At 71.0% G+C, this 25,400-nt stretch carries 25 protein-coding genes; 6 read left to right on the top strand and 19 right to left on the bottom strand.

All coding sequences use genetic code 11. The features are described from left to right. Window positions 1-104 precede the first annotated feature (104 nt). The gene (locus tag ACIBKX_RS03755) at window positions 105-935 is read left to right on the top strand and encodes an EI24 domain-containing protein (RefSeq protein ID WP_363270602.1); all 831 of its coding nucleotides are present in this window, start codon (window positions 105-107) and stop codon (window positions 933-935) included. On the opposite strand, the gene ACIBKX_RS03750 is transcribed toward ACIBKX_RS03755, so the two are convergent. From ACIBKX_RS03750 to ACIBKX_RS03735, 4 genes are all read right to left on the bottom strand, one after another. After that, complete coding sequence (locus tag ACIBKX_RS03750) at window positions 916-2,220, bottom strand: pyroglutamyl peptidase (protein ID WP_399375625.1); 1,305 nt, start codon at window positions 2,218-2,220, stop codon at window positions 916-918. The genes ACIBKX_RS03755 and ACIBKX_RS03750 overlap by 20 nt on opposite strands. A 285-nt stretch (window positions 2,221-2,505) precedes the next feature. Beyond that, on the bottom strand, window positions 2,506-3,411 hold the full coding sequence (locus tag ACIBKX_RS03745) for an aminoglycoside phosphotransferase family protein (protein ID WP_363270603.1): 906 nt from the start codon (window positions 3,409-3,411) through the stop codon (window positions 2,506-2,508). Between the two features lie 5 nt (window positions 3,412-3,416). Further along, window positions 3,417-3,782 (bottom strand): DUF5713 family protein, encoded by a 366-nt coding sequence (locus ACIBKX_RS03740; RefSeq protein ID WP_363270604.1) that lies wholly within the window; start codon window positions 3,780-3,782, stop codon window positions 3,417-3,419. 88 nt (window positions 3,783-3,870) lie between these two features. Continuing rightward, a complete protein-coding gene (locus tag ACIBKX_RS03735; protein WP_363270605.1) occupies window positions 3,871-5,343 on the bottom strand; it encodes a VCBS repeat-containing protein in 1,473 nt (490 codons plus the stop codon). A 186-nt stretch (window positions 5,344-5,529) separates the two neighbouring features. On the opposite strand from ACIBKX_RS03735, the gene ACIBKX_RS03730 reads away from it, so the two are divergent. Further along, on the top strand, window positions 5,530-6,138 hold the full coding sequence (locus tag ACIBKX_RS03730) for a glycoside hydrolase family 3 N-terminal domain-containing protein (protein WP_363270606.1): 609 nt from the start codon (window positions 5,530-5,532) through the stop codon (window positions 6,136-6,138). On the opposite strand, the gene ACIBKX_RS03725 is transcribed toward ACIBKX_RS03730, so the two are convergent. Together ACIBKX_RS03725 and ACIBKX_RS03720 are read right to left on the bottom strand one after the other, a co-directional pair. Continuing rightward, a complete protein-coding gene (locus ACIBKX_RS03725) occupies window positions 6,117-7,130 on the bottom strand; it encodes an aldose epimerase family protein (RefSeq protein ID WP_363270607.1) in 1,014 nt (337 codons plus the stop codon). The two genes, ACIBKX_RS03730 and ACIBKX_RS03725, sit on opposite strands and share 22 nt — an antisense overlap. A 30-nt stretch (window positions 7,131-7,160) precedes the next feature. Beyond that, window positions 7,161-8,069: an SGNH/GDSL hydrolase family protein gene (locus tag ACIBKX_RS03720; protein WP_363270608.1), complete on the bottom strand. Its 909-nt coding sequence runs from the start codon at window positions 8,067-8,069 to the stop codon at window positions 7,161-7,163. A 332-nt stretch (window positions 8,070-8,401) separates the two neighbouring features. On the opposite strand from ACIBKX_RS03720, the gene ACIBKX_RS03715 reads away from it, so the two are divergent. Continuing rightward, entirely contained in the window at window positions 8,402-8,896 is a 495-nt protein-coding gene (locus tag ACIBKX_RS03715; protein WP_363270609.1) for a DUF3145 domain-containing protein, read from the top strand. A 114-nt stretch (window positions 8,897-9,010) separates the two neighbouring features. On the opposite strand, the gene fabF is transcribed toward ACIBKX_RS03715, so the two are convergent. From fabF to fasR, 5 genes are all read right to left on the bottom strand, one after another. Beyond that, a complete protein-coding gene (fabF, locus tag ACIBKX_RS03710; RefSeq protein WP_363270610.1) occupies window positions 9,011-10,273 on the bottom strand; it encodes a beta-ketoacyl-ACP synthase II in 1,263 nt (420 codons plus the stop codon). A gap of 101 nt (window positions 10,274-10,374) precedes the next feature. After that, complete coding sequence (locus ACIBKX_RS03705; protein ID WP_361166433.1) at window positions 10,375-10,623, bottom strand: acyl carrier protein; 249 nt, start codon at window positions 10,621-10,623, stop codon at window positions 10,375-10,377. A gap of 100 nt (window positions 10,624-10,723) precedes the next feature. Beyond that, window positions 10,724-11,755, bottom strand: coding sequence for a ketoacyl-ACP synthase III (locus ACIBKX_RS03700; RefSeq protein WP_363270611.1), 1,032 nt, complete (start codon window positions 11,753-11,755; stop codon window positions 10,724-10,726). A gap of 17 nt (window positions 11,756-11,772) precedes the next feature. Next, on the bottom strand, window positions 11,773-12,720 hold the full coding sequence (locus ACIBKX_RS03695) for an ACP S-malonyltransferase (RefSeq protein WP_363270612.1): 948 nt from the start codon (window positions 12,718-12,720) through the stop codon (window positions 11,773-11,775). Between the two features lie 89 nt (window positions 12,721-12,809). Further along, window positions 12,810-13,949: a fatty acid biosynthesis transcriptional regulator FasR gene (gene fasR / locus ACIBKX_RS03690; protein WP_363270832.1), complete on the bottom strand. Its 1,140-nt coding sequence runs from the start codon at window positions 13,947-13,949 to the stop codon at window positions 12,810-12,812. Window positions 13,950-14,206: 257 nt separating this feature from the next. On the opposite strand from fasR, the gene ACIBKX_RS03685 reads away from it, so the two are divergent. Further along, the gene (locus tag ACIBKX_RS03685) at window positions 14,207-14,860 is read left to right on the top strand and encodes a pirin family protein (protein WP_363270613.1); all 654 of its coding nucleotides are present in this window, start codon (window positions 14,207-14,209) and stop codon (window positions 14,858-14,860) included. A gap of 189 nt (window positions 14,861-15,049) precedes the next feature. Here the strand turns inward: ACIBKX_RS03685 and ACIBKX_RS03680 are convergent, their stop codons facing one another. Next, window positions 15,050-15,865 carry a serine hydrolase domain-containing protein gene (locus tag ACIBKX_RS03680; protein WP_363270615.1) on the bottom strand — a complete coding sequence of 272 codons (816 nt, stop codon included), beginning with the start codon at window positions 15,863-15,865 and terminating at the stop codon, window positions 15,050-15,052. Between the two features lie 19 nt (window positions 15,866-15,884). Continuing rightward, window positions 15,885-16,367: a GNAT family N-acetyltransferase gene (locus tag ACIBKX_RS03675; RefSeq protein ID WP_363270616.1), complete on the bottom strand. Its 483-nt coding sequence runs from the start codon at window positions 16,365-16,367 to the stop codon at window positions 15,885-15,887. A gap of 112 nt (window positions 16,368-16,479) precedes the next feature. Between ACIBKX_RS03675 and ACIBKX_RS03670 the strand changes: the two genes are divergently transcribed. Beyond that, a complete protein-coding gene (locus ACIBKX_RS03670) occupies window positions 16,480-16,959 on the top strand; it encodes a MerR family transcriptional regulator (protein WP_363270617.1) in 480 nt (159 codons plus the stop codon). A 6-nt stretch (window positions 16,960-16,965) separates the two neighbouring features. Then, complete coding sequence (locus ACIBKX_RS03665; RefSeq protein WP_363270618.1) at window positions 16,966-17,979, top strand: aldo/keto reductase; 1,014 nt, start codon at window positions 16,966-16,968, stop codon at window positions 17,977-17,979. A 415-nt stretch (window positions 17,980-18,394) separates the two neighbouring features. On the opposite strand, the gene ACIBKX_RS03660 is transcribed toward ACIBKX_RS03665, so the two are convergent. From ACIBKX_RS03660 to ACIBKX_RS03635, 6 genes are all read right to left on the bottom strand, one after another. Next, the gene (locus ACIBKX_RS03660) at window positions 18,395-19,633 is read right to left on the bottom strand and encodes an acyltransferase (RefSeq protein ID WP_363270619.1); all 1,239 of its coding nucleotides are present in this window, start codon (window positions 19,631-19,633) and stop codon (window positions 18,395-18,397) included. Beyond that, window positions 19,630-20,847, bottom strand: coding sequence for an alpha/beta hydrolase (locus ACIBKX_RS03655; protein ID WP_363270620.1), 1,218 nt, complete (start codon window positions 20,845-20,847; stop codon window positions 19,630-19,632). Before ACIBKX_RS03655 ends, ACIBKX_RS03660 begins: the two co-directional genes overlap by 4 nt. Window positions 20,848-20,997: 150 nt before the next feature. Beyond that, window positions 20,998-21,669 carry a response regulator transcription factor gene (locus ACIBKX_RS03650; protein ID WP_363270621.1) on the bottom strand — a complete coding sequence of 224 codons (672 nt, stop codon included), beginning with the start codon at window positions 21,667-21,669 and terminating at the stop codon, window positions 20,998-21,000. Continuing rightward, complete coding sequence (locus ACIBKX_RS03645) at window positions 21,666-23,033, bottom strand: sensor histidine kinase (RefSeq protein ID WP_363270622.1); 1,368 nt, start codon at window positions 23,031-23,033, stop codon at window positions 21,666-21,668. The genes ACIBKX_RS03650 and ACIBKX_RS03645 overlap by 4 nt, the downstream gene beginning before the upstream one ends. A 139-nt stretch (window positions 23,034-23,172) precedes the next feature. Beyond that, on the bottom strand, window positions 23,173-24,054 hold the full coding sequence (locus ACIBKX_RS03640) for a DUF4429 domain-containing protein (protein ID WP_363270833.1): 882 nt from the start codon (window positions 24,052-24,054) through the stop codon (window positions 23,173-23,175). 66 nt (window positions 24,055-24,120) lie between these two features. Beyond that, a complete protein-coding gene (locus ACIBKX_RS03635; protein WP_363270623.1) occupies window positions 24,121-25,332 on the bottom strand; it encodes an alpha/beta hydrolase in 1,212 nt (403 codons plus the stop codon). Window positions 25,333-25,400 lie beyond the last annotated feature (68 nt).

Raw genomic sequence — 25,400 nt, 5'->3', positions numbered from 1 at the left:
GGGAAATGGTCGGTACGCGTGGTCTACCGTCTCAACCCCCGCGCAACAAGAGGGTTTTGGCTCCCCGTGCGTCACACCTGTGACCGGCGGATAGGCTGTGCGGCATGCGTGATCTGGGACGGGGCTTCGGCTACTTGATGAAGGGCCAGCGCTGGGTCGCCCAGCACGGCAAGCAGTACGGAGTCGGCCTGTTGCCCGGCCTGATCACCCTGCTGCTCTACGCGGGCGCACTCGTCGCGCTCGCCCTGTGGGGCACGGACTTCGTCGGCTGGGCCACCCCCTTCGCCGATGACTGGTCCTCGCCGTGGCTGGGCCTGTTCCGCGGCTTCCTCACGGCACTTCTCTTCGCGCTCGCGCTCCTCCTGTCGGTCATCACCTTCACGGCGGTCACCCTCCTCGTCGGCCAGCCCTTCTACGAGTCGCTCTCGGAGAAGGTCGACATCTCCGTCGCCGGGTTCGCTCCCGAATCGGGCCTTCCGCTCTGGCGTGAACTGTGGATCTCCGCACGGGACAGCCTGCGCATCGTCCTGCGCGCCGCGGTCTGGGGCATCCTCCTCTTCGCGCTCGGCTTCATCCCGGTCGTCGGCCAGACCGTGGTCCCCGTCGTCGGCTTCTGCGTGACGGGCTTCTTCCTGGTCGAGGAGCTGACGGCGGTGGCGCTGCAGCGGCGGGGCGTCGAACTCCGCGACCGGCTCGCCCTGCTGCGCGGCCGCAAGCAGCTCGCCTGGGGCTTCGGCACTCCGCTCGCCGTCGCCTTCCTCGTGCCGTTCGTCGCGGTGTTCCTGATGCCGGGGGCGGTCGCGGGCGCGACGCTGATGGCGCGGGAGCTGGTGGGGGAGTCCACCGACGGCCCCGACGACTCCGACGACGACTCCGGGGACGACCGGCGGCCGGCCGCCCCCGGCGGTTCCTCCGCTACCGGCGGGCGTCCATAGCGACCTTCAGGATCTGCCGTACCTGCGCGATGATGTCGAGCCGGTTCCGCACGAACTCCGCGTCGGTGATCTTTCCGGTGCCCGGATCGGTGTTGCCCGCGCCGAACTGCAGGACCGGCGTGTGCACATGGCCGCCCGGCAGCCGGTCGCGCAACCTGAGCCGGTCGCGCAGCAGCGTCGCCCGGTAGGCGATCTCGTTCGACAGATAGTTGCCGCCACCGCCCTCCCGCGCCGTCGAACCGGCCGTGGGCCCGTCGGGGCGCACCACGGGACCGGTGCCGCCCGCCGGTATCTCCGTCACCGACGTGTTGTCGTAGACGGGGAAGCGGCCCGTCGAACCGTTCACGATCTCCTTGTACGGCAGCGTCGTCGACGTCCACTGGGGCTGCGAGGCCGGATCGGCGACCGGGACGGTCTCCGTGCGCGAGACGTTCTCGTTGTCGGGGAAGCCGCCGCGCCAGGCCCCGTTGGTCCGCTCGACGTCGAAACGGCCGACGCGCCCCTGGCTGACCGTGGTGAACAGATCGACGCGAGGCAGCTGCTCGCGCAGCGTCCGCTCGACCGTGCCGTCCGCGAAGTCCTGCCAGCGCACGGGGAACACGGCCGTCTCGACACGGGCGGGACCGTCGGCGGTCTCGATCACGACGCCGTCCAGGGCGAGCGCGGTCGCGCCGGACGGATTGCTGATGCGGACGTCACGGTCGAGCGTGAACGGGTCGAAGCCGGTCAGGAGGACACGCTTGAGCCGATGCCCCGCTCCGTCCCCGGCGCCCGCCTGCGGATAGCGGATCGAGTCCTGGCCGCGTGACGTGGTCTCCAACGCCCGCATGAGCCGCGCGTGCCCGCCCTCGCCCACCTCGAACCGGGTCGGCTGCCACTGCCGCAGCTCACGGGTCATCCCCAGCCGGGCCCAGTACAGCGGCCGGTCGTCGTCCCGGCTCAGATCACCCGTCGCCGGTCCGCGCCCCTGCGCCCGGTCGACGGCACGCCGCCACAGCGCCGAACCCTCGCGCTCGACGATCCGCCGGGCCTCCCCGTACGACTGCGCCCGGCCGAGCGCACGGGCGAACTCCGGTGCCACGCCGTCGAATCCGCTGCGACGCAGGATCTCCTGGGGCGCGGCACGGTCCAGACGCCGCTCCTCGACGGTGGCGGTGTCGGTGTCGGTGTCGGTGTCGGCCGCCGAGGCGGGCGGGGCGGCGGCGCCGAGCAGGAGCGCGGTGGAGAGAGCGGCGATCCAGGGGAGTGCGGGGACCTTCGGGAGGTGCGGAGCCTTGAGTGACACGGGAGTCCTTCCGTGGCCGGTGCGGTCGGAGCAGTATCCCGGCGGGGAAGGCGTCGCCGCCAGGGCTTGTCCGGCGGATCATGCCGCGGGCCGCGGGGTCTGGCACGCCGATCTGCGGCGTTGTCGCCGGTTGCCGGCTTCCCCAAGCTCTCGGCTGCGCTCGAGCAGGGGAGACCCCACCGCGTTGTCGCCCTCCTCCGCCTTGCATCTCGACGCACCAGACCCCGCTCATCTGCGTCGAAGAGTGGCCGCCACCCTCGCGCGGCCTGATCCGCCGGTCAGGCCCTAGCACCCTTCGGCGACGTGATCCGCGAGCACCTCCTCGATGACGTGCCGCGCGGTCCGCGCGATCGCCTTGTTCCGCGTCCGGTAGTACGGCAGCTCGATGAGCGCGATCGACAGCGCCCAGCCGCGTCCCCGCGCCCACGTCGCGTCGTCCACGTCGAGTGCCGCGCGGAACACCTTGCGTCCGTCGCCCGTCAGCAGACTCCACGCCGTGATGAGGTCGACGGCGGGTTCGCCGAGCCCCAGGCAGCCGAAGTCGATGACGGCGCTGAGCCGGCCGTCCGTCGTGAGCAGATTCCCCGGCTGCAGGTCGGCGTGGACCCAGACGGGCGGGCCGGCCCACTCCGGCGCCGCGAGGGCGGCATCCCAGGCGGCCGCCGCCGCGTCCGTGTCGATGACCCCGTCCAGCTGCGCGAGGGCGTTCCGCGTCTCGGGGTCGCGCGGCGCGAGCGGTCCCGGCCGGTAGGAGGCGGGGGCGTCGACCGGCGGCCCGATCCGGTGCAGTGCGGTGACGAACTCCGCCAAGTCCGCCGCGAACAGCGCCGGTTCGGCCACACCGCCGACGACCGGATTCGACCCCTCCAGCCAGCGGTACACGTACCAGGGCCAGGGATAACCCTCACCGGGCTCGCCCTTCCCCAGCGGCGCGGGAACGGCGAACGGCAGCTGCCGGGCCAGCCGGGGCAGGTGGTCGACCTCTTTCCGTACGTCGTCGACGCCGCCCTCGATGCGGGGCAGCCGCACGGCCATGTCGTCGCCCAGGCGGTAGATCGCGTTGACCGTGCCGTTCGACTCGACGGGGGTGACGGCGAGGTCGGCCCACCGCGGGAACTGCGCGGCGAGCAGCCGCCGCACGAGCGCGGCGTCGATGTCGGCCTCGTCGGCGTGCATCTTGGCGGGAGACATCTCGCTCACCACTCCCTGGCGGCGATCAGCTCTTCCACGTCGGCGTCCGCGAAGCCGTACGCCGACGCCACGAACGCGAAGTCCTCGCCTATGGCTTCCCGCGCGATGGTCTCGATCTCGCTGTCGGCGGCGTCGAACTCGGCCTCCAGCGCGTTGAACTCCTCCGTCGCCGCCGCCGTCAGGACGTACAGCGCGTCCAGGTCGGCGGGACGCTCGCCCTCGATCCGCTCGCAGAGGCCGAGCAGGATCGCCCTGCCCTTGTCGAGGAGGTGATCCGGGTAGTAGTCGTCCCCGTACAACTCGCCCAGGAAGGCGTGCCCGAGCACCTGCTGACTGCTGATCCGGTGACTGCTGCGCTGCTGCTCCGACATGACGATTCCCCCGCCATTCCCCAAGATCCGACGAACGCTTCCGATGATGCACCACGCCACTGACAACGCCCTCTGGCGGCGGGCGGCCTCACCGCGACGTGAGCTGCTCCGAGGTGAACGTCAGCCCGTCCTCGGCGGAGCCGCCCCGGCTGATCCACCAGCGGGCCGGGGCGAGTTCGCGGGACCAGGACAGGATCAGCTCACCTGAGTCCCCGGAGCCACCGGAGCCGGGGGCGCCGAAGTCGCCCGCCCTGACGACGGAGACCAGGCGGTCGATCGGCTTGACCGCCTTGCCCGCGTGCCGCTCCGGCCCGGTGATGCGCACCCTGCGCCGGTCCTTGCCCAAGAGCCCGCCGGTGCGGCCGTTCAGGACGACTACACCCTTCACGTCCTTCTCCAGGATCGCCTCGAGATCCGTGCCGTACCGGGTGATCAGCTCGTCCTTGCCGTCGCCGTTCAGATCGGCGGCGGCCAACTGCAGTCCGAGCGCCTCCGATCCGGGGACGGTCTCGACTTCCGGCGGCGTGGACGCCGTACGTGAACGGGAGCCGTACACGACCTTGAGCGGCGCGAGGTCACCCGGCGTGGCGGAGTCCTCGGCCTCGTTGTTGCGGCTGCCGCTGTCACCCACGACGACATCCCCCGTGCCGTCGCCGTCGAAGTCGCCGAACGCGGAGAGGTCGCCGGTGGGCAGGCGGTGTTCGGCACCGGGGTAGGGCCCGCCGGGCCTGCCCCCGAGGAGCAGGACCCCTGCCGTCTGTTCGCCGTCGCTCGACGGGCGTACGACCAGATCGGTCGCCGCGTCGCCGTTCGCGTCCCCGGCGGTGAGCCAGCCGATGTCGTCATGGCAGCAGTCGCTGCCCTCCACTCGGGAGGGCACCCGCCAGGGCAGGGAGGTCCGCGCGGCGGAACCGTCGCGCTCGAAGGGGCCGTAGCGCAGTTCGAGCCGGTCCGCGCGGGGCAGCGCGAGGTCCATGTGGCCGTCGCCGTCGAAGTCGCCGGGCTGGCCCGCGAAATACTCCGGCGGGCCCGTCACGGCCAGCGGGGTCGGCTCTTCGGACGGATCGGGGCCGCCGGGACCGCCCCAGACGATGTGCGGCGCGAAGGGCTTGCCCGGCTCGGTGTTCCCCGACCCGCCGCCCGCGGCCGGATCCTCGACCGCCTCGGCGAACAGCCCGACCAGGTCCGCGTATCCGTCCCCGTCGAGATCGCCCGTCCGGGCCGGCCCGTCGGGCGTCAGGCGGGCTCCGGGCGCCGGGAGAACCGTACGGGTGGCGAGGTCGAGCCCCTTCCGGGAGCCGTAGACCACCGTCAGGCTGCTCTTCCCCTTGCGCACCACGGGGAGCACCACATCGCCGTAACCGTCCCCGTTGACGTCCGACGCCAGCTTGCCGCCCTTGCCGCGGGGCACGTCCGCCGTCGTGGGCTTCCAGGCGGGCAGGGAGGAATCCCGCTGCGCGGGCCGAGGCCGTGCGGAGTCCTCATCGCCGGCCGCGCAGGCGGTCGCCGTCAGCCCGCAGCAGAGGAGGACGGCACAGGCTCGGAACAGACGTCGGGTCATGAGGCCTCACCTCACACCGGGGAAGCGGCCCTGACCAGCGGTTGATCATCTTCGTACCAGGACCGTTATGCGAACCGGAGCGAACCGGAGCGCCGCTCACTCCCCGTCGAGTGGGGTACTGGATGGACGACGTACGCGACGACGCGACGTACGCGGCATACGGACTCCACACGAGGAGGTACCGCGATGGCGGGAACCCAGGGCCGCGGAGCCGGCCGGGACGGCTCCGACCAGGCGCGCGAGGCGGCAGTCGAGACCGCGCTCGGCGCGCTCGACCTGGACGCCAAGGCCCGGCTGCTCGGCGGCCGTGACATGCGGTCGCTGCACGCGCTGCCCGAGATCGGCCTGAAGTCCCTCGTCATGTCGGACGGCCCGACCGGTGTGCGCGGCGTCCGCTGGACCGCCGACGACCCGTCCGTCGCCCTGCCGTCCCCGACCGCGCTCGCCGCCACCTGGGACCAGGACCTGGCCCGCCGCGCGGGCACCCTCCTCGCCCAGGAGGCCCGCCGCAAGGGCCTGCACGTCCTGCTCGCGCCCACCGTCAATGCGAGGCGCCGGCGGCGGTCGTGCGCGCGGGCCGGGTCAAGGAGTCGACGGTCGATGAGGCGGTCCGCCGTGGACGGCACGACGGCAACGATCCGCATCCGCAACACGGGGTCCCGCGCGGGCCGCCACCCCTTCCCGGGGCAGTGTCGTTGTCAGTCTGGGGGCGTCCAGCGCGTGGGAGCCGCACCGTGGCCTGGGCCGGGGCAAGGGAAACCCTCAGCCCCACCTCACCGCACCTCAAATCCATAAACACTCTCCGAAGCGAAAACCTCCCCCGGCCGCAGCACCGTGCTCGGGAACGTCGCCCTATTCGGAGAGTCCGGGAAGTGTTGTGTCTCCAGGGCGATTCCGCCCCCGGGGACGAAGGGGAGAGCCGCGTCGAAGTGATCCCCCGTGTACACCTGCAACCCCGGCTCCGTCGTCGCGACGGTCAGAACCCGCCCCGACCCCCGTTCATAAAGTTCGGCGACTTCCACCGGAACAGCCGAAACCCCCTTGTCGAGAACGAAGTTGTCGTCGAAATCGGGCCCCACCTTCCGCGCCTCCCGGAAATCGAACCGAGTCCCCGTCACATCGACGTACTCACCGGTGGGAATCTGCCCCGAGTCCACAACGGTCACCCGCCCCGCGGCGACCCGCAATTCGTGCCCACCCGCAACCGCACTCCCGCTCCCCGCCCCCGCGAGATTCCAGTACGTGTGGTTCGTCAGATTCACCACTGTCGCCGCATCCGTGGTCGCCCGATAAGCGATCCGAAGGGCACAACCGCCCCCGCCCGCCCCAGAGTCCTCCAAGGAATACGTCACCGAAACAGCGAGCCGCCCGGGATACCCTTCCTCCCCGTCCCCGCTCACCCGGGAAAGTCGCACCCCGCATTCCCCGAAGGCCGCCGCCTCCCACACCCGCTTGTCGAACCCGGCCGCCCCGCCATGCAGCGCATTGCCCCCGTTGTTCCGCGCCAAGCGATACGTACGGCCGTCGAGATCGAAACAACCGCCGGCGATCCGATTCGCGTACCGCCCCACCAGCGCACCGAAATAGGGACCGGGATGATCGACGTACCCCTGAAGATCGTCGAACCCGAGCGCCACGGAACCGCTCCGCCCCGACCGGTCCGGAACTTCCGCCGACTGAATGATCCCGCCGTACGTCAGGACGCGTACCCGCACCCCGCCCCGTTCCAGGGTCCAGCGATGGACGGGCGTACCGTCGGGAAGTGCTCCGAAGAGTTCACTGCGCATGATCGCGACCCTACGCCGGGCCGCCCCGCGTCACTCGGCGGGATCCTTGGCCTTCACCTGCCGATAGGCCAGCTCCGCGAGCCGCGACTGACCGTCCTTGCTGGGATGGAACCAGTCCCAGTGGCTCAACTGGTCCCCGTCGAAGCGGTAGTCGAAGACCGCCCCGCCGTCGTACCGGCAGCGCAGATCCTTCGCGCAGACGTCCTTGAGGACCTTGTTGTACGCCACCACCCGGTCCCGCACCGAGTCCCGCCGCTGCGTCGCCTTCGTGTCCACCGCGTCCGGGTCGGCCAGCATCGAGGAGCAGATCCCCAGCTTCCACACCTGCTTGCCCAGCGGGTTGGTGCGCCCCTGAGACCAGAGCCGCTTCAGATCCGGCACGGAGGCGACGTACACCTGAGTCTTGGGCAGCTCGCGCCGCAGCGTACGCATCGCGTCCTCGAATCCGGCGCGGAACTCGGCGACCGGCGTCATGGCGTCCGCCGAATCGCGGCAGGCGTCGTTCGCGCCCGCCATCACCGTGATCAGCTCGGGACGCTCGACCGCGGCCTGCTCGATCTGCCCGGACACATCGGCCATCCGGGCGCCGGTCTTCGCGTGGTTCCAGCTGTTCTGAGCCGCCCGCTCCTTCCCGAGTAAACGGGTCGCGAGGCTCTGGACACCGGAGTCCGAACCGGTCGCCCAGGAGACCTCGGGGCAGTCGGCGAGCACCGAACAGGCGTCGAAGCCGCGGGTGATGGAGTCGCCGACCGCCGCGAGCGAACGCGGCGTCGAGTCCCAGGTGGGGGTCGGCTTCGGCGTCGGCTTCTGTGCCGACGGGCCCTTTGGCGCCGGGGAGTCGCCGCCCTGGGCGTCGCACGCGGCCAGCGCGGCGGCGCCGAGAAGAGCCGCCGTCACGGTGGCGACGGCGGCGCGTGAGCGGTGCTTGCGGTTCCGCATTCCCCGGGTCCCCTCTGTCGTCCGTGTCTTCTCTGCCGTCTCTGTTGTCTCTGCCGTCTCCGCCGTCACAGTTACGCGAACTGAGCGATTGAGCCGTCCCTGCGGGTGAATGGTGAGCGATTCCTGGCTTTGGGACCGACAGTACGTCACACTCCTTGCGCCGCCGCACGGTAGCCTCGCCACCCAGTGGCACCCTGTTTTCTCGGTTCCGCTAAATTACATCACGTCACATCTGTCCCGTTTTCGAGAGTTTCTCGAATTCAGGGAACAACGCTCGGCACGGGCGCGAGGCCGCTGGGGAAGGCGAACCTCGACCCACACTGGAGGTCCCGGTGACGACACGTGGAGTTCTGTACGTGCACTCCGCGCCCCGCGCGCTGTGTCCGCACGTCGAATGGGCAGTCGCGGGCGTGCTCGGCGCGCGCGTCAACCTCGACTGGATCCGGCAGCCCGCGGCGCCCGGCAGCTGGAGATCCGAGTTCTCCTGGCGTGGCTCGGTGGGCACCGCGTCCAAACTGGCCTCCGCGCTGCGCGGCTGGGACCTGCTCCGCTTCGAGGTCACGTCCGAGCCCTGCGCCACGGCCGAGGGCGAGCGCTACAGCGCCACACCCGAACTGGGCATCTTCCACGCCGTCACCGGCATCCACGGCGACATCCTGATCCCGGAGGACCGCCTGCGCGCCGCCCTGGCCCGCTCACAGGACGGCGAGAGCGACCTGGAGGCCGAACTCGCCAAACTCCTCGGCAAGCCCTGGGACGACGAGCTGGAGCCCTTCCGGTACGCGGGCGAGGGCGCACCGGTGCGGTGGCTGCACCAGGTCGTCTGACGCGCATACGCCGCCTGCCGTACGTATGTCGTCTGACGTACATACGGAGAGCACGGAGACAGAAAGAGGGCCCCCACCGCTCGGTGGGGGCCCTCTTCATGCGCGTACGACGGATCAGACCGTCCGGAACGCGAGCACCACGTTGTGGCCGCCGAAGCCGAACGAGTCGTTCAGCGCCGCGATCCGGCCCTCGGGCAGCGCGCGCGGCTCGCCGCGGACGATGTCCGCCTCGACCTCGGGGTCGAGGTTGTCGATGTTGATCGTCGGCGGGGCCACGCGGTTCTTCAGCGCGAGGACCGTCGCCACGGTCTCCACGCCGCCCGCGCCACCGAGCAGGTGACCCGTCATCGACTTGGTGCTGGAGACGGCCATGTGGTCGACGTCGTCGCCGAAGGCCTTGCGCAGCGCCTTGATCTCCGCGACGTCGCCCTGCGGCGTCGAGGTCGCGTGCGCGTTCACGTGCATGATCTCGGCGGGCTTGAGGTCCGTCGTGTCGATCAGGTTCTGCAGCGCCGCCGCGATGCCGTTGCCGGACGGCTCGGGCTGCGTGATGTGGTGCGCGTCGGCCGAGATGCCCTGGCCGACGGCCTCCGCGTAGATCTTCGCGCCGCGGGCCTTCGCGTGCTCCTCGGACTCGAGGATGATCACGCCGGCGCCCTCGCCGAGCACGAAGCCGTTGCGGTCCGCGTCGTAGGGACGCGAGGCGCCCTGCGGGTCGTCGTTGTTCTTGGACATCGCCATCATGTTGCCGAACGCGACGATCGGCAGCGGGTGGATCGCCGCCTCCGTACCGCCCGCGACGACCACGTCGGCACGGCCGGTGCGGATCATCTCGATGGCGTAGCCGATGGCCTCGGCGCCCGAGGCGCAGGCCGAGACGGGGGTGTGCACACCGGCGTGCGCGCCCAGCTCGATGCCGACGTTGGCCGCCGGCGAGTTGGGCATCAGCATCGGCACGGTGTGCGGGGAGACGCGGCGTACGCCCTTCTCCTTCAGTACGTCGTACTGGTCGAGCAGGGTGGTCACGCCGCCGATGCCGGAAGCGATGACCGCGCCGAGGCGGTGCGGGTCGACGGACGTGTCCTCGCCCGCCTTCGCGGTGTAACCCGCGTCGGCCCAGGCCTCCTTGGCCGCGATCAGCGCGAACTGCGCCGAGCGGTCCAGCTTGCGGGCCTGCGGACGCGGGATGATCTCGCCGGGCTCGACGGCGATCTGGCCGGCGATACGGACCGGCAGCTCGGCCGCCCAGTCGTGTTCCAGGAGGCTTACTCCGGAACGGCCCGCGAGCAGGGCCTCCCAGGTCGAGGCTGCGTCGCCACCCAGCGGTGTGGTTGCGCCGATACCGGTGACGACCACGGTGCGATTGGTCGAGTTCACAGGAAATTTCTCCACGGTGTTGAGGGGATCAGCGGCGCCACCGCCGGGTGGCGACAGCAGCAGAGCACGAGCCTGGTCGGGCTTGGTGCTTCAGGCCCAGGTCAGCCCTGGTGCTCGAGGATGTACGTGGTGGCGTCGCCGACCGTCTTGAGGTTCTTGACGTCGTCGTCCGGGATCTTGACGTCGAAGCGCTCTTCGGCGGCGACGACGACCTCGACCATGGACAGCGAGTCGACGTCCAGGTCGTCGGTGAAGGACTTGTCCAGCTGGACGTCCTCGACCGGGATGCCGGCGATCTCGTTCACGATCTCGGCGAGACCGGCGACGATCTCTTCCTGAGTGGCGGCCATGTTGGCGCTCCTTCTTATGTATCCAGAGGGTGTGGCGCCCCGCCGCGGCAGCGGCAGGTTGCTTGCAAGCCTTACGGACCGGATGATCCGTAATGGATGCCTAGGGGAGGGTAACGACCGTGGCGGCGTACACGAGACCCGCCCCGAAGCCGATGACGAGCGCGGTGTCGCCGCTCTTCGCCTCGCCGGTCGCCAGGAGCCGCTCCATCGCGAGCGGGATCGAGGCTGCCGACGTGTTACCGGTGGTGCGCACATCACGGGCGACCGTGACGTGTTCCGGCAGTTTCAGAGTCTTCACCATCGAGTCGATGATCCGCTCGTTGGCCTGGTGCGGGATGAAGACATCCAGGTCGTCCGGGCTCAGGCCGGCGGCGTCCAGCGCCTCCTTGGCGACCTTCGCCATCTCGAACACGGCCCAGCGGAAGACCGCCTGGCCCTCCTGCGTGATCGCAGGGAACTTGACGTTGCCCTCGCTGTCGAGCGGCAGCTTGGTGACATCGCCGAGGTGGAACTCGTTCCACCCGACGGTCTGCTTGATGGTCTCGGACTTGTCGCCCTCGCTGCCCCAGATGGTGGGGCCGATCTCCGGCTCCTGGGACGGACCGACGATCACGGCGCCCGCGCCGTCGCCGAACAGGAACGCCGTCGCGCGGTCGTGCAGATCGGTGAGGTCACTCAGCCGCTCCACGCCGATGACGAGGACGTACTCGGCGGAACCCTCGACGATCATGCCCTTGGCGAGGGTAAGGCCGTAGCCGAAGCCCGCGCAGCCCGCGGAGATGTCGAACGCGGCGGGCTTGCCCGCGCCGATCTTGTCCGCGATCTCGGTGGCGATGGCCGGGGTCTGCTTGAAGTGCGAGACGGTCGAGACGATCACGCCGCCGATCTGCTCGGGCGTGATGCCCGCGTCGGCGATCGCCTTGCCCGAGGCCTCGACGGACATCGCGGCCACGGTCTCCTCGTCGGAGGCCCAGTGGCGGGTCGCGATGCCGGAGCGGGAGCGGATCCACTCGTCGGAGGAGTCGATCGTCTCGAGGATCACCTCGTTGGGCACGACGCGCGTCGGACGGTAGCCGCCGACACCCATGATGCGCGCGTACGGGGCGCCCTTACTGGGCTTGATCTTCGACATGCTCTCCAGGCTCCTTCTCAGGCACCCGCCGCGTCGGCGGCGGATGCGGTGTCGGCGATGAGCTCAGATGCGGCGTCGAGGTCGTCCGGCGTCTTCAGTGCCACCGTCCGCACGCCGGGCAGGGCACGCTTGGCGATACCGGTGAGCGTGCCGCCGGGGCACAGCTCGATCATCGCGGTGGCGCCGAGGTCCTTGAACGTCTCCATGCACAGGTCCCAGCGGACCGGATTGGCCACCTGGCCGACCAGGCGGGACACCACGTCGGTGCCCTTCGCCACGGTCTGGCCGTCGCGGTTCGAGACGTACGTCAGCTTCGGGTCGGCGGCGTCGAGGTCCTTGGCGGCCTCCTCGAGCGTGGCGACGGCCGGTGCCATGTGGTGCGTGTGGAACGCGCCCGCCACCTTCAACGGTACGACGCGGCGGACGCCTTCCGGCTTGTCCTCCGCGAGCGCGGCGAGCTGCTCGGCGGTGCCGGCGGCGACGATCTGGCCCGCGCCGTTCACGTTCGCCGGCGTCAGGCCGAGCTTCTCCAGGTGCGGGACGGTGACCTCGGGGTCGCCGCCGAGCAGCGCCGCCATGCCGGTCTCCGTGATCGCGGCGGCGTCGGCCATGGCCAGACCCCGCTTGCGGACGAGGCCGAGCGCGGCGTCGTCGGTGAGCACACCGGCGAGCGCGGCTGCGGTGATCTCGCCGACGCTGTGTCCCGCGACCGCGCCGGGCCGGTTCGCGGCGAGCGCGTCACCGAGTGCCGCGGCGGACAGCAGGCCCGCGGCCACGAGCAGCGGCTGGGCCACGGCCGTGTCGCGGATCGCGTCCGCGTCGGCCTGCGTGCCGTAGTGGGCGAGGTCGAGCCCGATGGCGTCCGACCACACGGCGAGGCGGTCGGCCGCGCCGGGGAGGTCGAGCCAGGGGGTCAGGAAGCCGGGCGTCTGAGCGCCTTGGCCGGGAGCGACGAGTACGAGCACTCTCACACTCTCTCTTGTGGACGGTGGTGGCCGCCCGTGGGGACAGGGACCAAGAACGGCTGGGGGAATTGTAGGGGGCCGACAAAACCCTACGACTGGGGATCTCCGTCGGCCAGACGCCCCAGGATCAGGGCGATCCGCAGAGTGAACGCGGAGCGCACATCGGAAGGTGACCAGCCGGTGACGTCAGTCACACGTCGCAGCCGGTAGCGCACGGTGTTGGGGTGCACGAAGAGCATTCGCGCCGCCCCTTCGAGACTGCTCGCCTGTTCCAGATAGACGCTCAGCGTCTCCAGGAGGGCGGAGCCCGCTTCCTCCAGTGGTCTGTAGATCTCCTCCACCAGCTGCTCCCGCGCGGCGGGATCGCTCGCGATCGCCCGCTCCGGCAGGAGATCGTCCGCGAGAACGGGCCTCGGGGCGTCCTGCCAGGCGGCGCACGCCTTGAGTCCGGCGGCCGCGGCCTGCGCGGACCTGGTGGCGGCGAGCAGGTCGGGGACGATGGGGCCGGCGACGACGGGACCGGCCGCGTACGGGCCGATCAGGCCCTTGGCGACCTGCAGCGGATTGTCGCTGCCGCCCGCGATGACGACCAGCCGGTCGCCGAGCACCCCGGTCAGGACCTGCAGCTTGGCGTGCCGGGCGGCGCGCCGGATGGCCTCGACGGTCAGCTCGCTGTCGCCGTCGGGCGCGGTGCCGAGGACGACACAGACATGCTCGGGCGAGTTCCAGCCGAGCGCGGCGGCGCGGGACACGGCACCCTCGTCGGCCTCACCGGAGAGCACGGCGTTCACGACCAGGGATTCCAGCCGGGCGTCCCAGGCACCGCGTGCCTCGGCGGCCTGCGCGTACACCTGCGCGGTGGCGAAGGCGATCTCGCGGGCGTAGACGAGCAGCGCCTCGCGGAGGATGGACTCGTCTCCGGGGGCCGCGATCTCGTCGACCGCGGACTCCATCACCTCGATCGTCGTACGCACCATCTCCACGGTCTGGCGCAGGGTGATCGCCCTGGTCAGCTCGCGGGGCGCGGTCCCGAAGACGTCGGTGGAGATCGCCTGCGGCGCGTCCGGGTGCCGGAACCACTCGGTGAACGCGGCGATACCGGCCTGTGCGACCAGGCCGATCCACGAGCGGTTCTCCGGCGGCATCGCCCGGTACCAGGACAGCGTCTCGTCCATGCGCGCGATGGCCTGCGCCGCCAGACTCCCGGACGACTGCTCCAGACGCTTCAGCGTGGCCGAGTGCGCATGGGCCTTCCGGTGCGCGTCCTGACGGGCGGCTTCCTCGTGGGCTGCCTGATGAGCATCCTGACGGGCTTCGTTCGCAGAGGGTTCGGGCACGGGGACAAGACTGCCTTATCGGGACGGTGGTGTGCGGGGGTGGGTGTCATGTGTGGGGGCACGGATCGCGTGCCGGGCGTCGGGGCGGGCCGTTCGTGGGGGCGGGCGATTTGGGCCGGGGCGTGCGGCGTCCGGTCTACCGTGGGGGTGTGATTGACGTACGGCGCTCCGGCGATCGGTACCGCGGCGGGGAGCCCGGCACCGGCATCCAGACCTTCCACGCCTTCTCCTTCGGGCCGCACTACGACCCGGACAACCTCCGCTTCGGCGCGATCCTGGCCTGCAACGAAGAGCGGCTCGCGCCCGGCGCCGGCTTCGAGGAACATCCGCACAGCCACACGGAGATCGTGACGTGGGTGGCGCAGGGCGAACTCACCCATCGCGACTCGACGGGCCACGAGTCGGTCGTCCGCCCCGGTGACGTCCAGTGCCTCAGCGCCGGCGGCGGCGTCCGCCACGTGGAGCGCAACGACGGCGCGGAGCCCCTGGTCTTCGTCCAGATGTGGCTCTCCCCGCTGTCACCGGGCGGCGACCCCGCCTACGAGATCGTCCCCGGCATCGCGGACTCCACCCCCTACGCGGTCCCGGCGGCAGGCGCGCTCCTCCACGTCCGCCGCCTGGCCCCCGGCGAACGCACCGCCCTGCCGGACGCCCCTTCCGTGTACGTCCATGTCGTACGCGGAGAGATCCGGCTGGGCGACGTGCCCCTGAGCGAGGGCGACTCGGCGCGTCTGGCGGGGGAGGGGAGTGTGGAGGCGGTGGCTTCTACGTCGGCGGAGCTGTTGGCGTGGGAGATGAATTAGGGCGGTCCGCCGCTGCTGTGGGCAGTCGTGTCGCTGGGGCGAGTGGGGTCTCACCTGCTCGAGCGAAGTCGAGAGCTTGGGGAAGGGTGGGCACAGCGGCACCCCGCTGTGCGCCGGGCCGCGGAAACTTCCGTCCGGCGCCTCAGACGCGGGGCACGGACGGAGACCCGGAGTTCGATCCGGCCCCGCTCACAGCTCGGCCAGCACCGCATCCGTAAAGACCGGCCACACCTCAACCGCCCAGGGCCCGAACGCCCGATCCGTCAGAGCGACACACGCCGCCCCCACCTCAGGATCGACCCACAGGAACGTCCCGGCCTGCCCGAAGTGCCCGAACGTCCGGGGCGACGACGAACTCCCCGTCCAGTGCGGCGACTTCGAGTCCCGGATCTCGAACCCGAGACCCCAGTCATTGGGACTCTGATGCCCGTACCCGGGAAGCACCCCCTTCAGCCCCGGATGCACCACGGACATCGCCTCGGCCACGGTCCGCGCATCCAGCAACCGCGGCCGCTGCACCTCCGCGGCAAACCTCACCAGGTCATCCACGGTGGACACGCCGTCCTTGGCGGGCGACATACCACCCTCCAGCGACGTCGCCCCCATCCCCAACGGCTCGAGCACCGCCTGCCGCAGATACTCCGGGAAGGGAATCTCCGTCGCCTTCGCGATGTGATCCCCCAGCACCTCGAACCCAGCGTTCGAGTACAGCCGTCGCGTCCCCGCAGGCGACATCACCCGATGCTCGTCGAACGCGAGACCGCTGGTGTGCGCCAGCAGATGCCGCACGGTCGACCCCTCGGGCCCGGCCGGCTCGTCGAGCTCGATCGCCCCCTCCTCGTACGCCACCAGCGCCGCGTACGCCGCGAGCGGCTTGGTGACCGAGGCGAGCGCGAACCGCTGCCCCGTGGGCCCGTGCGCCCCCGCGATCGTGCCGTCCGCACGGACGACGGCGGCGGCCGCGGTGGGGACCGGCCAGTTCTCGATCAACGCCAGGCTCTGCATGCGTACGAGCCTAAGCGTCCTAAAGGCTCAGCCGCATCGAGGGGTCCGGCTTGCGCACGAAGCCGAGCGAGGCGTACAGCGGCTCCGCCTCCTCCGACGCGTTGAGATCGACACTGACCGCACCCCGCTCACGGAACCAGTCGAGGAGCGCCTCCATACAGGCCCGCGCATACCCCTGCCGCCGCTGCTCCGGATCGGTGGCGACGCTGAACACATGACCGACCACCCCGTGCGGATTCCCCGCCCGCCCGATGCGGTACTCCAGCGTCCCCACGACCAGCGCCGCGAGCCTCCCCGGCCGCCCCGGCCAGTCGACGACGAACGCCGCGAAGTCCCCGTCGGGTTCGGCCAGTCTGCCCCGCACCGTCGGAACGGACTCGGCATGCCAACTGGTGTCGGACTCGCCCGCGGAACCGGCGGCGAACACCGAATCGATCATCACCTGCCGCAACCTGATCAGTTCTGCGGCATCCTCTGGCGTGGCACGGCGCACAACACTCATGATCGGCACCGTAGTCACCCCACGGCGAGTTTTCCCGTGGTTTGTTTCCGTCACATATTTCCTCCCGGATCCGCTTGCTTCGAGCGCACTCCAAGGTCCTAGCGTGTCGGTCATGACGGTGATGGAGACCGAGACCACGCAGCCCACCGATACCGCCGACGCCAAGGTGGACACCTGTGCCTCGGTCGCCGTCGCGCACCCACGACCGGACGGACAGGACCACTACACGATCAGCGAGGTCGTCGACTTCGTCGGCCTGACCGCGCACACCCTGCGCTGGTACGAGCGCATCGGCCTGATGCCGCACATCGACCGCTCCCACACGGGACAGCGCCGCTACCGCAACCGCGATCTCGACTGGCTCACCTTCGTCGGCAAGCTCCGGCTGACGGGGATGCCGGTCGCCGACATGGTCCGCTACGCCGAACTGGTCCGCGAAGGCGACCACACCGTCACCGAGCGCCAGGAACTCCTCGAACGGACGCGCCGCGACGTACGCGCCCGCATCACGGAACTCCAGGACACGCTCGCCGTACTCGACTACAAGATCAACCTTTACTCGGACGCCGCACCGGCGCCGGAGAGGCACTGAAACCTGATGACCCAAGAAATCCCGACGGTCCAGCTCGGCACGGACGGCCCCGAGGTCGGCGTCCAGGGGCTCGGCTGCATGGGCATGAGCTTCGCGTACGGCCCCACTGACGCCGACGAGGCCCGGGCCACCCTGGAGCGAGCCCTCGAACTGGGCGTCACCCTCTACGACACCGCCGACGCCTATGCCGCCGGTGAGAACGAGCGCTTCCTCTCCCCCTTCTTCAAGGCCCACCGCGACGAGGTCGTCATCGCGACCAAGTTCGCCCTGGCCGTGCACCCGGACGACCCGACGAAGCGGATCATCAACAACGATCCCGCGTACATCCGGTCCTGCGTAGAGGCCAGCCTGCGTCGCCTCGACGTGGACGCCATCGACCTGTACTACATGCACCGCCGCGACCCGAACGTCCCGATCGAGGAGACGGTCGGCGTGATGGCCGAACTCGTCACCGCCGGCAAGGTCAAGCACCTCGGCCTCAGCGAGGTCACCGGCCCCGAACTCCGCGCCGCCCACGCCGTCCACCCCATCGCCGCCCTCCAGTCGGAGTGGTCGCTCTTCAGCCGGGACATCGAGCGGGGCGTCGTCCCCGCCGCCACCGAACTCGGCGTCGGCCTCGTCCCGTACTCCCCGCTCGGCCGCGGCTTCCTCACCGGCTCGTTCGTCAGCGCCGACAAGGAACTCGGCGAGGACGACTTCCGCCGCCAGCAGCCCCGCTTCACGGGCGACAACGCCGCCGCGAACTCGGCCCTGCTCGAACCGGTGCGCACCGTCGCCGACGCCCACGGCGTGAGCCTCGGCCAGATCGCCCTCGCCTGGGTCCAGCAGCAGGCCCGCACCCGCGGCCTAGCCGTCGTCCCCATCCCCGGCACCCGCAAGCGCACCCGCGTCGAGGAGAACACCGCCGCCACCCGCATCGACCTCACCCCCGCCGAACTCGACCTCCTCGCCCCCATCGCCGCCAAGGTCACCGGCGACCGCTACGCCGACATGACCTTCACCTCGGCCGGCAGGGAGTAGCCACCACGGGACGGCCCGGCGCCATGCTCTGGCCCCGGAGCCGCGCTCTGGCTCGGAGCCGCGTTCTGGCCCCGGAGCCGCGTTCTGGCTCGGAGTCGCGCTCTGGCCCCGGAGCCGCGTTCTGGCTCGGAGCCATGCTGGCCCGGCGCCACGCTCTGGCCTGACGGCCTGACGGCCTGACGGCCTGACGGCCTGACGGCCTGACGGCCTGACGGCCTGACGGCCTGACGGCCTGACGGCCTGACGGCCTGACGGGCGGTGAGGCGAGGGCTGGCCCCGCTGTCTGGCCCCACGGCCTGGCTCGACGGCGGCTCGACGGGCTGGCTCAACGTGCTGATCCCACGGGGCCGGCCCCGCCGGACCGTCCCCGCCCCAGCACCCCAGCCCTTTACGCCAACCCCAGCACCCCAGCCCCTCACGCCAACCCCAGCGCGAATACCGCGAACCCGGCCGCCAGCACCCCGGCGAGTGCCTTTCGCCCATGGGTCGCCCGCTTCCAGGGAGCTTCGAAGCCGCGGGTATGGCGGCCTATCAGCACAAGGAGGGCGCCGAACACGGGAAGCCAGGCGATCCGGGCGGCTATCCAGCCCAGGGTGTCCGGCGCCGCCGTCAGCCCCGGCACCGTGCCACCGAGGAACGAGCCCGGTACGGCCGCGGCGAGCAGCGCCGTCTGGTGCCAGCACAGGATCGTCATCGCCGACAGGTTGATGACGACGACCGGCGCCCACAGGGCCGGCCTGCGCAGCAGCCTGCCGATCCGCTCGCGCAGCAGGATCGCCGCACCGCTCTGCGCGGCGGCCAGCGCCAGGACCAGCAGCGACGGCGGATGCGAATTCGTCCGCGCCTCACCCGGCACGCCGACCATCGACATCGGGTAGTGGAACAGGAGCAGCAACGCGGCGAACAGTGCCGTGCCCCCGACCAGGAGCACCCACGCACCGCGCCTGCCCAGCTTCTTCTCGCCCCAGCCGACGCCCAGTTGATAGGCGAACAGCCAGCCGGGCAGCAGATTCAACAGGCTCAGCCAGGACGGCACGGCGTCCCCGAACGGGCCGTACCGCAGGAAGTCGACCACAGCGACCGAACCGAGCAGCGGCGCCGCGGCCCAGGCGCCGAACCGCTCGGCCGCTCGGATGCACCAGGGCGTGAGAGCCGTGATCACCGCATAGATGCCGACGAACCACAGCGGCTGTATGACGAGCGTGGACCCCGTGCGCAACGTCGTGCCCGGCACTCCCATCGCGTACAGCACGGGGATCAGCGCGGCCCATACGGCCGTCACCCCGAGGACCGGCCGCCCGAGGCGCGCCACCCGTCCACGGAGCCAGCGCCCGGTCGACTCACCGCGTGCCGCCGCCCGGCGGTACGAAAGCGCGGAGGCATATCCGCCGACGAGGAAGAAGATGCCCAGCATCTGCAGCACCCAGCTCACCGGCGCGAAGAAGCCGAACGAGGCCAGCGGGCTGGCATTGTGCAGCGCGCCCCCGGAGTCGAGGGTGAAGCCGCCGAGCAGCCAGTGCCCGGTTGGCACGGCGAGCAGGGCGAGGGCACGCAGCCCGTCTATGGCCCGGTCGCGGTGGGCGGGTGTCTTGGCGTCGATCGCCGACGCGGTCCTGCGCAGACGGGTCAGGGGTGTGAGGGCTGTGAGGCTCATGACCGCTCTCCGGTGGTGCGGGCGTCGGCGGCGGGCCGGCTCGGGCCGGTGCCGACGTCCGACGGGGTGTGCGGGGAGGCCCCGGCGATGGCGGCGAACGCCGCCAGGGAATCCGTACCGGGCTTGAAGTAGCCGGTGTGTCCCTCGGCGCGCTCCGCGGGAACTCGTCGGGCCCCGAAATCCGGGGCGGCCGGGTCCGCGCCGTGCCCGAGGCCGAACAGTTCGACGTTCGGCACGTCGCCGATCCAGTCGCTGTCGTCCCTGGCGGCCCAGACGCGGGCGGTGGTGTGCAGATCGGCCACGCTGTCGGCGCGCATCCCGGGGGAGCCGAGCACCACCAGGTCGGACGCGGGCAACTCCGGGGCCGCGAGGCCGCACACCACTGAGCCGTAGCTGTGGCAGAACACGGCGGGGCGCGGGGTGCCTGATGCGGTCAGGCCCTGCACGAACCGCGCGAGGCGCGGAGCTCCCGCCTCCGCGAGCCGTCCCGTCGCGGCGTCGGGGCCGAGCCCGACCGGTGTGGTGTACCCGACCCAGGCGACCACGGCCGTGCGGCCGTCCGCCGCCGCGTGCAGCGAGCGCGCCATCCCGGCCGGTGTGCCGTACTCGTCGTTCGAGCGGTCGAAGGTGTTCAGGTCGATGTCGGAACCCGGCACGATCACCGACACACGGTCGGCACTCGCCAAGTCGCCGTAGACCTCGGCGATCTGGCCTCTGCCGCGAGGGTCGAAGGCGAGGATCCGCCTACCGGGCTCCAGGAGCTCCCCGTAACGCGTCACCAGGGACCGGGCCCGCTCGTGATCTTGCCGAGTGAGGCGCGGATCGCTGACGCGGGCCTGCTCGCGTGCGCGCTCGGCCTTCAGGGCAAGGGAGTTGGCCTCGTACCGCAGCGCGATCGGGGCGCCGTCCAGATTGCCGACGACCGACGGATGCCGCTCGGCCAGCTCACGCTGCTGGGCCCGGCTCAACGAATCGAAGAACGCGGCCACTCGGGCGGGGGACGCGGACGCCGGGTCGGGCAGCCGCGCCCCCACCGTATGGCCGTCCGCACGCCAGGCGCTCGTACCCGGCGGTGGGCCGGTGAGCGGCTGCTGCTCATTGCCGACGGCCCAACCCGCCGTACCCGCCACGACCGTTGTCGTGAGTGCCGCGGCGACCAGGGTCCGCCTGCCGCGGGATTTCCAGCCGCGAGATTTCCAAGAACGAAGGCGCATGGCCCGTCTCCCTCCCCATTTCCGTTGCGCGCTCTGGCGTGACGAGGGGAAAGGTAGGGAGACGGTGCCCCGCGGCACCTCACACTGAGGAGCCAACTCGCAACTGATACCGGGGTATGTGGAGCGATACCGCGGTAGGGGGTGTGGGCTCTACTGCTCGCCGGGAGTGATCAGGCCGGACTCGTACGCGAAGATCACGGCCTGTGCGCGATCCCGCAGGTCGAGCTTGGACAGGACCTTGCCGATATGGGTCTTCACCGTCTGCTCGGCGAGGACGAGCCGCTCGGCGATCTCCTGATTGGACAGACCGCGCGCGATCAGCACCAGTACTTCGGTCTCACGCGGCGTCAGCCCGTTCAGCCGCAGCGACTGGTCGTTGCGCGGCCGCTGCTTGACGAAGTCCGTGATGAGCCGCCGCGTCACCGACGGGGCGAGCAGCGCTTCCCCCGACGCCACCACCCGTACCGCCGAGATCAGGTCGGCGGGCGGCGCGTCCTTCAGGAGGAATCCCGAGGCGCCGGCGCGCAGCGCCTCGTACACATAGTCGTCCACGTCGAAGGTGGTCAGCATCAGCACCTTGGGGACGTGCACCACTCCGGGCGGCGGGTCCAACAGGGCGCGGGCCGCGGCCAGTCCGTCCATCTCCGGCATCCGCACGTCCATCAGGACGACATCGGGATGGGTGTGGCGGCTGACGTCGACACCCTCCTTGCCGTTCGGCGCCTCGCCCACGACGTCGATGTCGCTCTGCGCCGCGAGCAGTGCGGCGAAGCCGGCCCGCACCATGTTCTGGTCATCGACGATGATCACGCGGATGGTCATGCGGTGCCGGAATCCTTTTTGAGGAGGGGGAGTCGGGCTGCCACGCGGTAGCCCCCGTCGGGCAGCGGACCGGTGTCGACCGTGCCGCCGACCAACCGTACGCGCTCGCGCATGCCGACGAGCCCGTGCCCTGTGCCGCTGCCCTCCAGTGGGGCGGGCTGTTCGGTGGCCGGGCCGTTGACGACGAGGAGCAGCAGCTGTTCGTCGTCGAGGGTGACGGTGATGGACGTGGCGGCACCCGGAGCGTGCCGCATCACGTTCGACAGGGCTTCCTGGACGATGCGGTACGCGGAGAGGTCGACGGCCGGGGTCACTTCGGCCAGCTGTGTGAGCACGGCCAGTTCGGGACGTGACAGCTCGATCGGCAGGCCCGCGCGCACCGTCGCCTCCACCAGATGCGGCAGTCTGTCGAGCCCCGGCTGCGGTGCCCGCTCGCCCTGCGCGCCCTCACTGCGCAGCACCGCGAGGAGGCGCCGCATCTCGGTGAGGGACTCGCGTGCGCTCGCCGCTATGCTCCCGAACTCCTCGCGCACCGCGTCCGGAAGACCTTTGAGGCGATAAGGGGCGGAGTCCGCCTGGACCGTGATCACGGACATGTGGTGGGCCACGACATCGTGCAACTCCCTGGCGATACGGGCCCGTTCCTCCAGGAGGGTGCGCTGGGCGCGCTCGGCCTCGCTGATCGTCTCCTGCTCGACGAGTCTGCGCTGTGCGTCGCCGCGCTCCCGCAGCAGCGCGCCGAGCAACAGCGCCACACCGCTCAGCACGATCAGCAGCACGCCGGTGTCCTGGCCGCCGCTGTCCCGGAACGCGCCGAGGACCAGGCTCGCGACGACGGTGACCAGCCAGACACCCAGCAGGGTGCGCCGGCTCTCCCGCAGCGAGAGGGCGAGGCACAGCACCACGTACGCCACGATGATCATGGCTGTCCAGGGTGCGGGGCGGCCCTCGCCCACGGACAGCGTCACGATCGCCCCGATGACATCGGCGGCGAGCATGATGCACCAGGCGAGCAGCGGACGGCTGATCGCGAGGAGCAGCGGGGCGGACTGGGCGACCGCCAGGGCACCCGCGAGGCCGCCGCCCACGCCGTAGTCGTTCGTCAGGACCTGGGTGGTGACCGGGATGAGCGTCGCGACGAACGCCAGCGCGATGATCAGGGGCAGCAGCCGCATCCAGCGCTTGGGCGCGCGGGCCAGCAAGGGCTCGGACTGCCCCTCGGGCGTGGTGAAGAAGACCCCGGCCCGCCCGAGCCCTTCGCGGACACCCGCGGTCGCACGTCGAAGGGTGACCCCGCGCCGCCCCGGCTCGGCGGCCGATCGGCGGGGATCCTGGTCCGGTGGTGGTGTCGATGCGCTGCTCATGGCCTGCTCAGCGTAGGCAAGAAGCCTCCGCCGTGCCGTCGTACCCCAGAGCTGACCTGCCCCTCATACCCAGGTACGAACAGAGGCCCCGCCCATACCGGGGTATGAGCCGCGCCCCGCGACCCCCACCGCACGGGGGTCAGAGCTCCGCCAGCAGCTCGGCCTTCTTCGTCGTGAACTCCTCGTCCGTCAGCAGCCCCGCCTGGTGCAGCTCGCCGAGGTGCCGGATGCGCTCCGCGATGTCCGCCGGATCGCGGCGGGTTACCGGGGCGGTGGTACCGGCCGTGCCGGGCGTCAGGGCCGGTCCCGAGGAGCGGACGGCGGCGAGCACCGACGCCGCGAAGGGCAGCGACTCGTGCACCGGGCCGTAGCCGAGGCCGAAGACGACGGCCGCCGGGTCCTGGTCCGCCTGTGCGGGCTGGGCCAGCGGGGTCTCGCGGCGCAGCAGCCGCAGATGGCCCTCGAAGACCTCGGGGGAGCGCCACTCGACGCCGCTCAGGTCCGTGACCAGGAAGCTCTGGTCGCCGGCCTTCCACTTCGCGGACGAGGCACCCGTCCAGAACCAGCGGAAGGCCACCGATTTGCCGTCGAAGGACGCCTTGCCGTCGTACGCCTTGAACTGCAGCGGCGTCTCCGGCGCGGCCACCAGGTAACGCTCCGGAGGCCCGCAGTCGTCCTGGGTGAGCACGGCCCGCAGCTCGTCCGCGTAGTACTCCGCGAGCGTCTCCCGCTCGGCCGGCAGCACGAGCCGGTAGGGGTCGCAGCCGTCCTTGAGCTGCCCCGCGGCCGCTTCCATCAGCGGATCCGCCCCGGGCCGCGGCACAGCATGCAGGACCACCGTCCCGCGTTTGCCAGGAGTCAGTGTCACCGCTGCGATCGCCTCATGGGGGATGCGGCGTTCACCGAGCGCCTGAAGGAGCTTCGGTGTGCGGATCCCCCGTTCGTAGCGGATGAGCACGGAGTCGGACTCGAACTCCCAGGCGGCATGAAATCCGGCCAGTACGTCACCCATGCGGCTCATCGTAGGCGGCACGCGCGTCTCCGTCCCTCCTGCGGCGGGCCGCTGTTTCGTCGATTTCTACGCGCGTCAGGCCGCTGACGTTCCGGAAAAACCCTTCCGACAGTCGTCATCCCCGTTCGCGCACCGCACCGAGCGGTAAGAGCCGATGCCGATGTCGGCGAAGTTGCTGAGGCTCTCCGTGCCTGGCTCGAAATAGCCGGTATGGCCGATCGCGCCCCGTGCGGAGACCACCCGTGCGCCGAAGTCTCCGGAGACGGGATCGGCCCCGTGGCCGAGCCCGCCGACCTCCATGTTCGGTACATCCTGGATCCAGTCGTCGCCGTCCCTGGTGGCCCAGATGCGGGCACCCGTGCCCAGCTGTGACGCCGTGTCCGCCCGCATGCCGGGGCTGCCCGCGACCGCGATGTCGGAGACGCGGGACGGCAGCTCCCGCGCGGCGACCCCGCAGACCACCGAGCCGTAGCTGTGGCAGTACAGCGCGATGGGCGAGTGGCCGGGCAGCCCGCGCACCAGGGCGTTGAGCCGGACCGCGCCGTCCTCGGCGCGCATGGCCGTCGCCGCGTCGACCCCGAGGCCGATGGGCGCGGTGTAGTCCGCCCAGGCGATCACGGCGGTACGCGCGCGTGGACTGGCCGAGCGCTCCGCGCCGTACAGGGCCTTGGCCATGCCTACAGGAGCCGAGTACTTGCGGTAGGTCCGCTCGAAGGTCAGCAGATTGGTGTCCACACCGGGCACCACGACCGACACCCTGGAGGCCCGGTCGAGGTCTCCGAAGACCTCGGCTATGCGCCCCGACCCCATCGGGTCGAAGGCGAGGACCTGTCGGCCCGGGCGCATCATCACGCCGAACCGCTTCATCCTGCGCTCCGCCTCCGCCTGCCCATGGGGCGAGAGACGCTTGTCGTGCATGCGCTTGCGCTCGACCTTGCGCGCCTGGTCGAGCGCAAGGTGATTCGCGCGGTAACGCAGCGCTACGGGGGCACCGTTCATGTTGCCGACCGCAAGGGGATAGCGGTCCGCGAGCCGGGCCCTGTCGTGCGCGCTGAGCGACGCGAAGAAATGAGCGAGCCTGCCGGCCGGGGCATCGGGGTCGGGCAGCGCCCGGCCGTTGATGTGCCCTCTCTCCCACGCGGAGAGTGTGGCTTCGAGCGGCGATGCCGCGTGCCGGTGATTGCGAACCGCGGTCCAGCCGGTGGTCGCCAGCATGACGAACACGACGGCAAGCGCGAGCAATGCGCGCCAGACGCTCAGTTGGGGGGAGGAGTCGAAGGAAGTCACTACGGAACAGCCTAGGAGAATCGTGATGCCTGCCGTGCACCGGGTGAGGCAGATCACGTTTCCTGTGG

This window comes from Streptomyces sp. NPDC050658 (assembly GCF_044457025.1).
In the GTDB taxonomy this organism is placed as follows: domain Bacteria; phylum Actinomycetota; class Actinomycetes; order Streptomycetales; family Streptomycetaceae; genus Streptomyces.
Note: the sequence above shows the minus strand (reverse complement) of the source record. Positions and strands in the feature narration are given on the sequence as shown.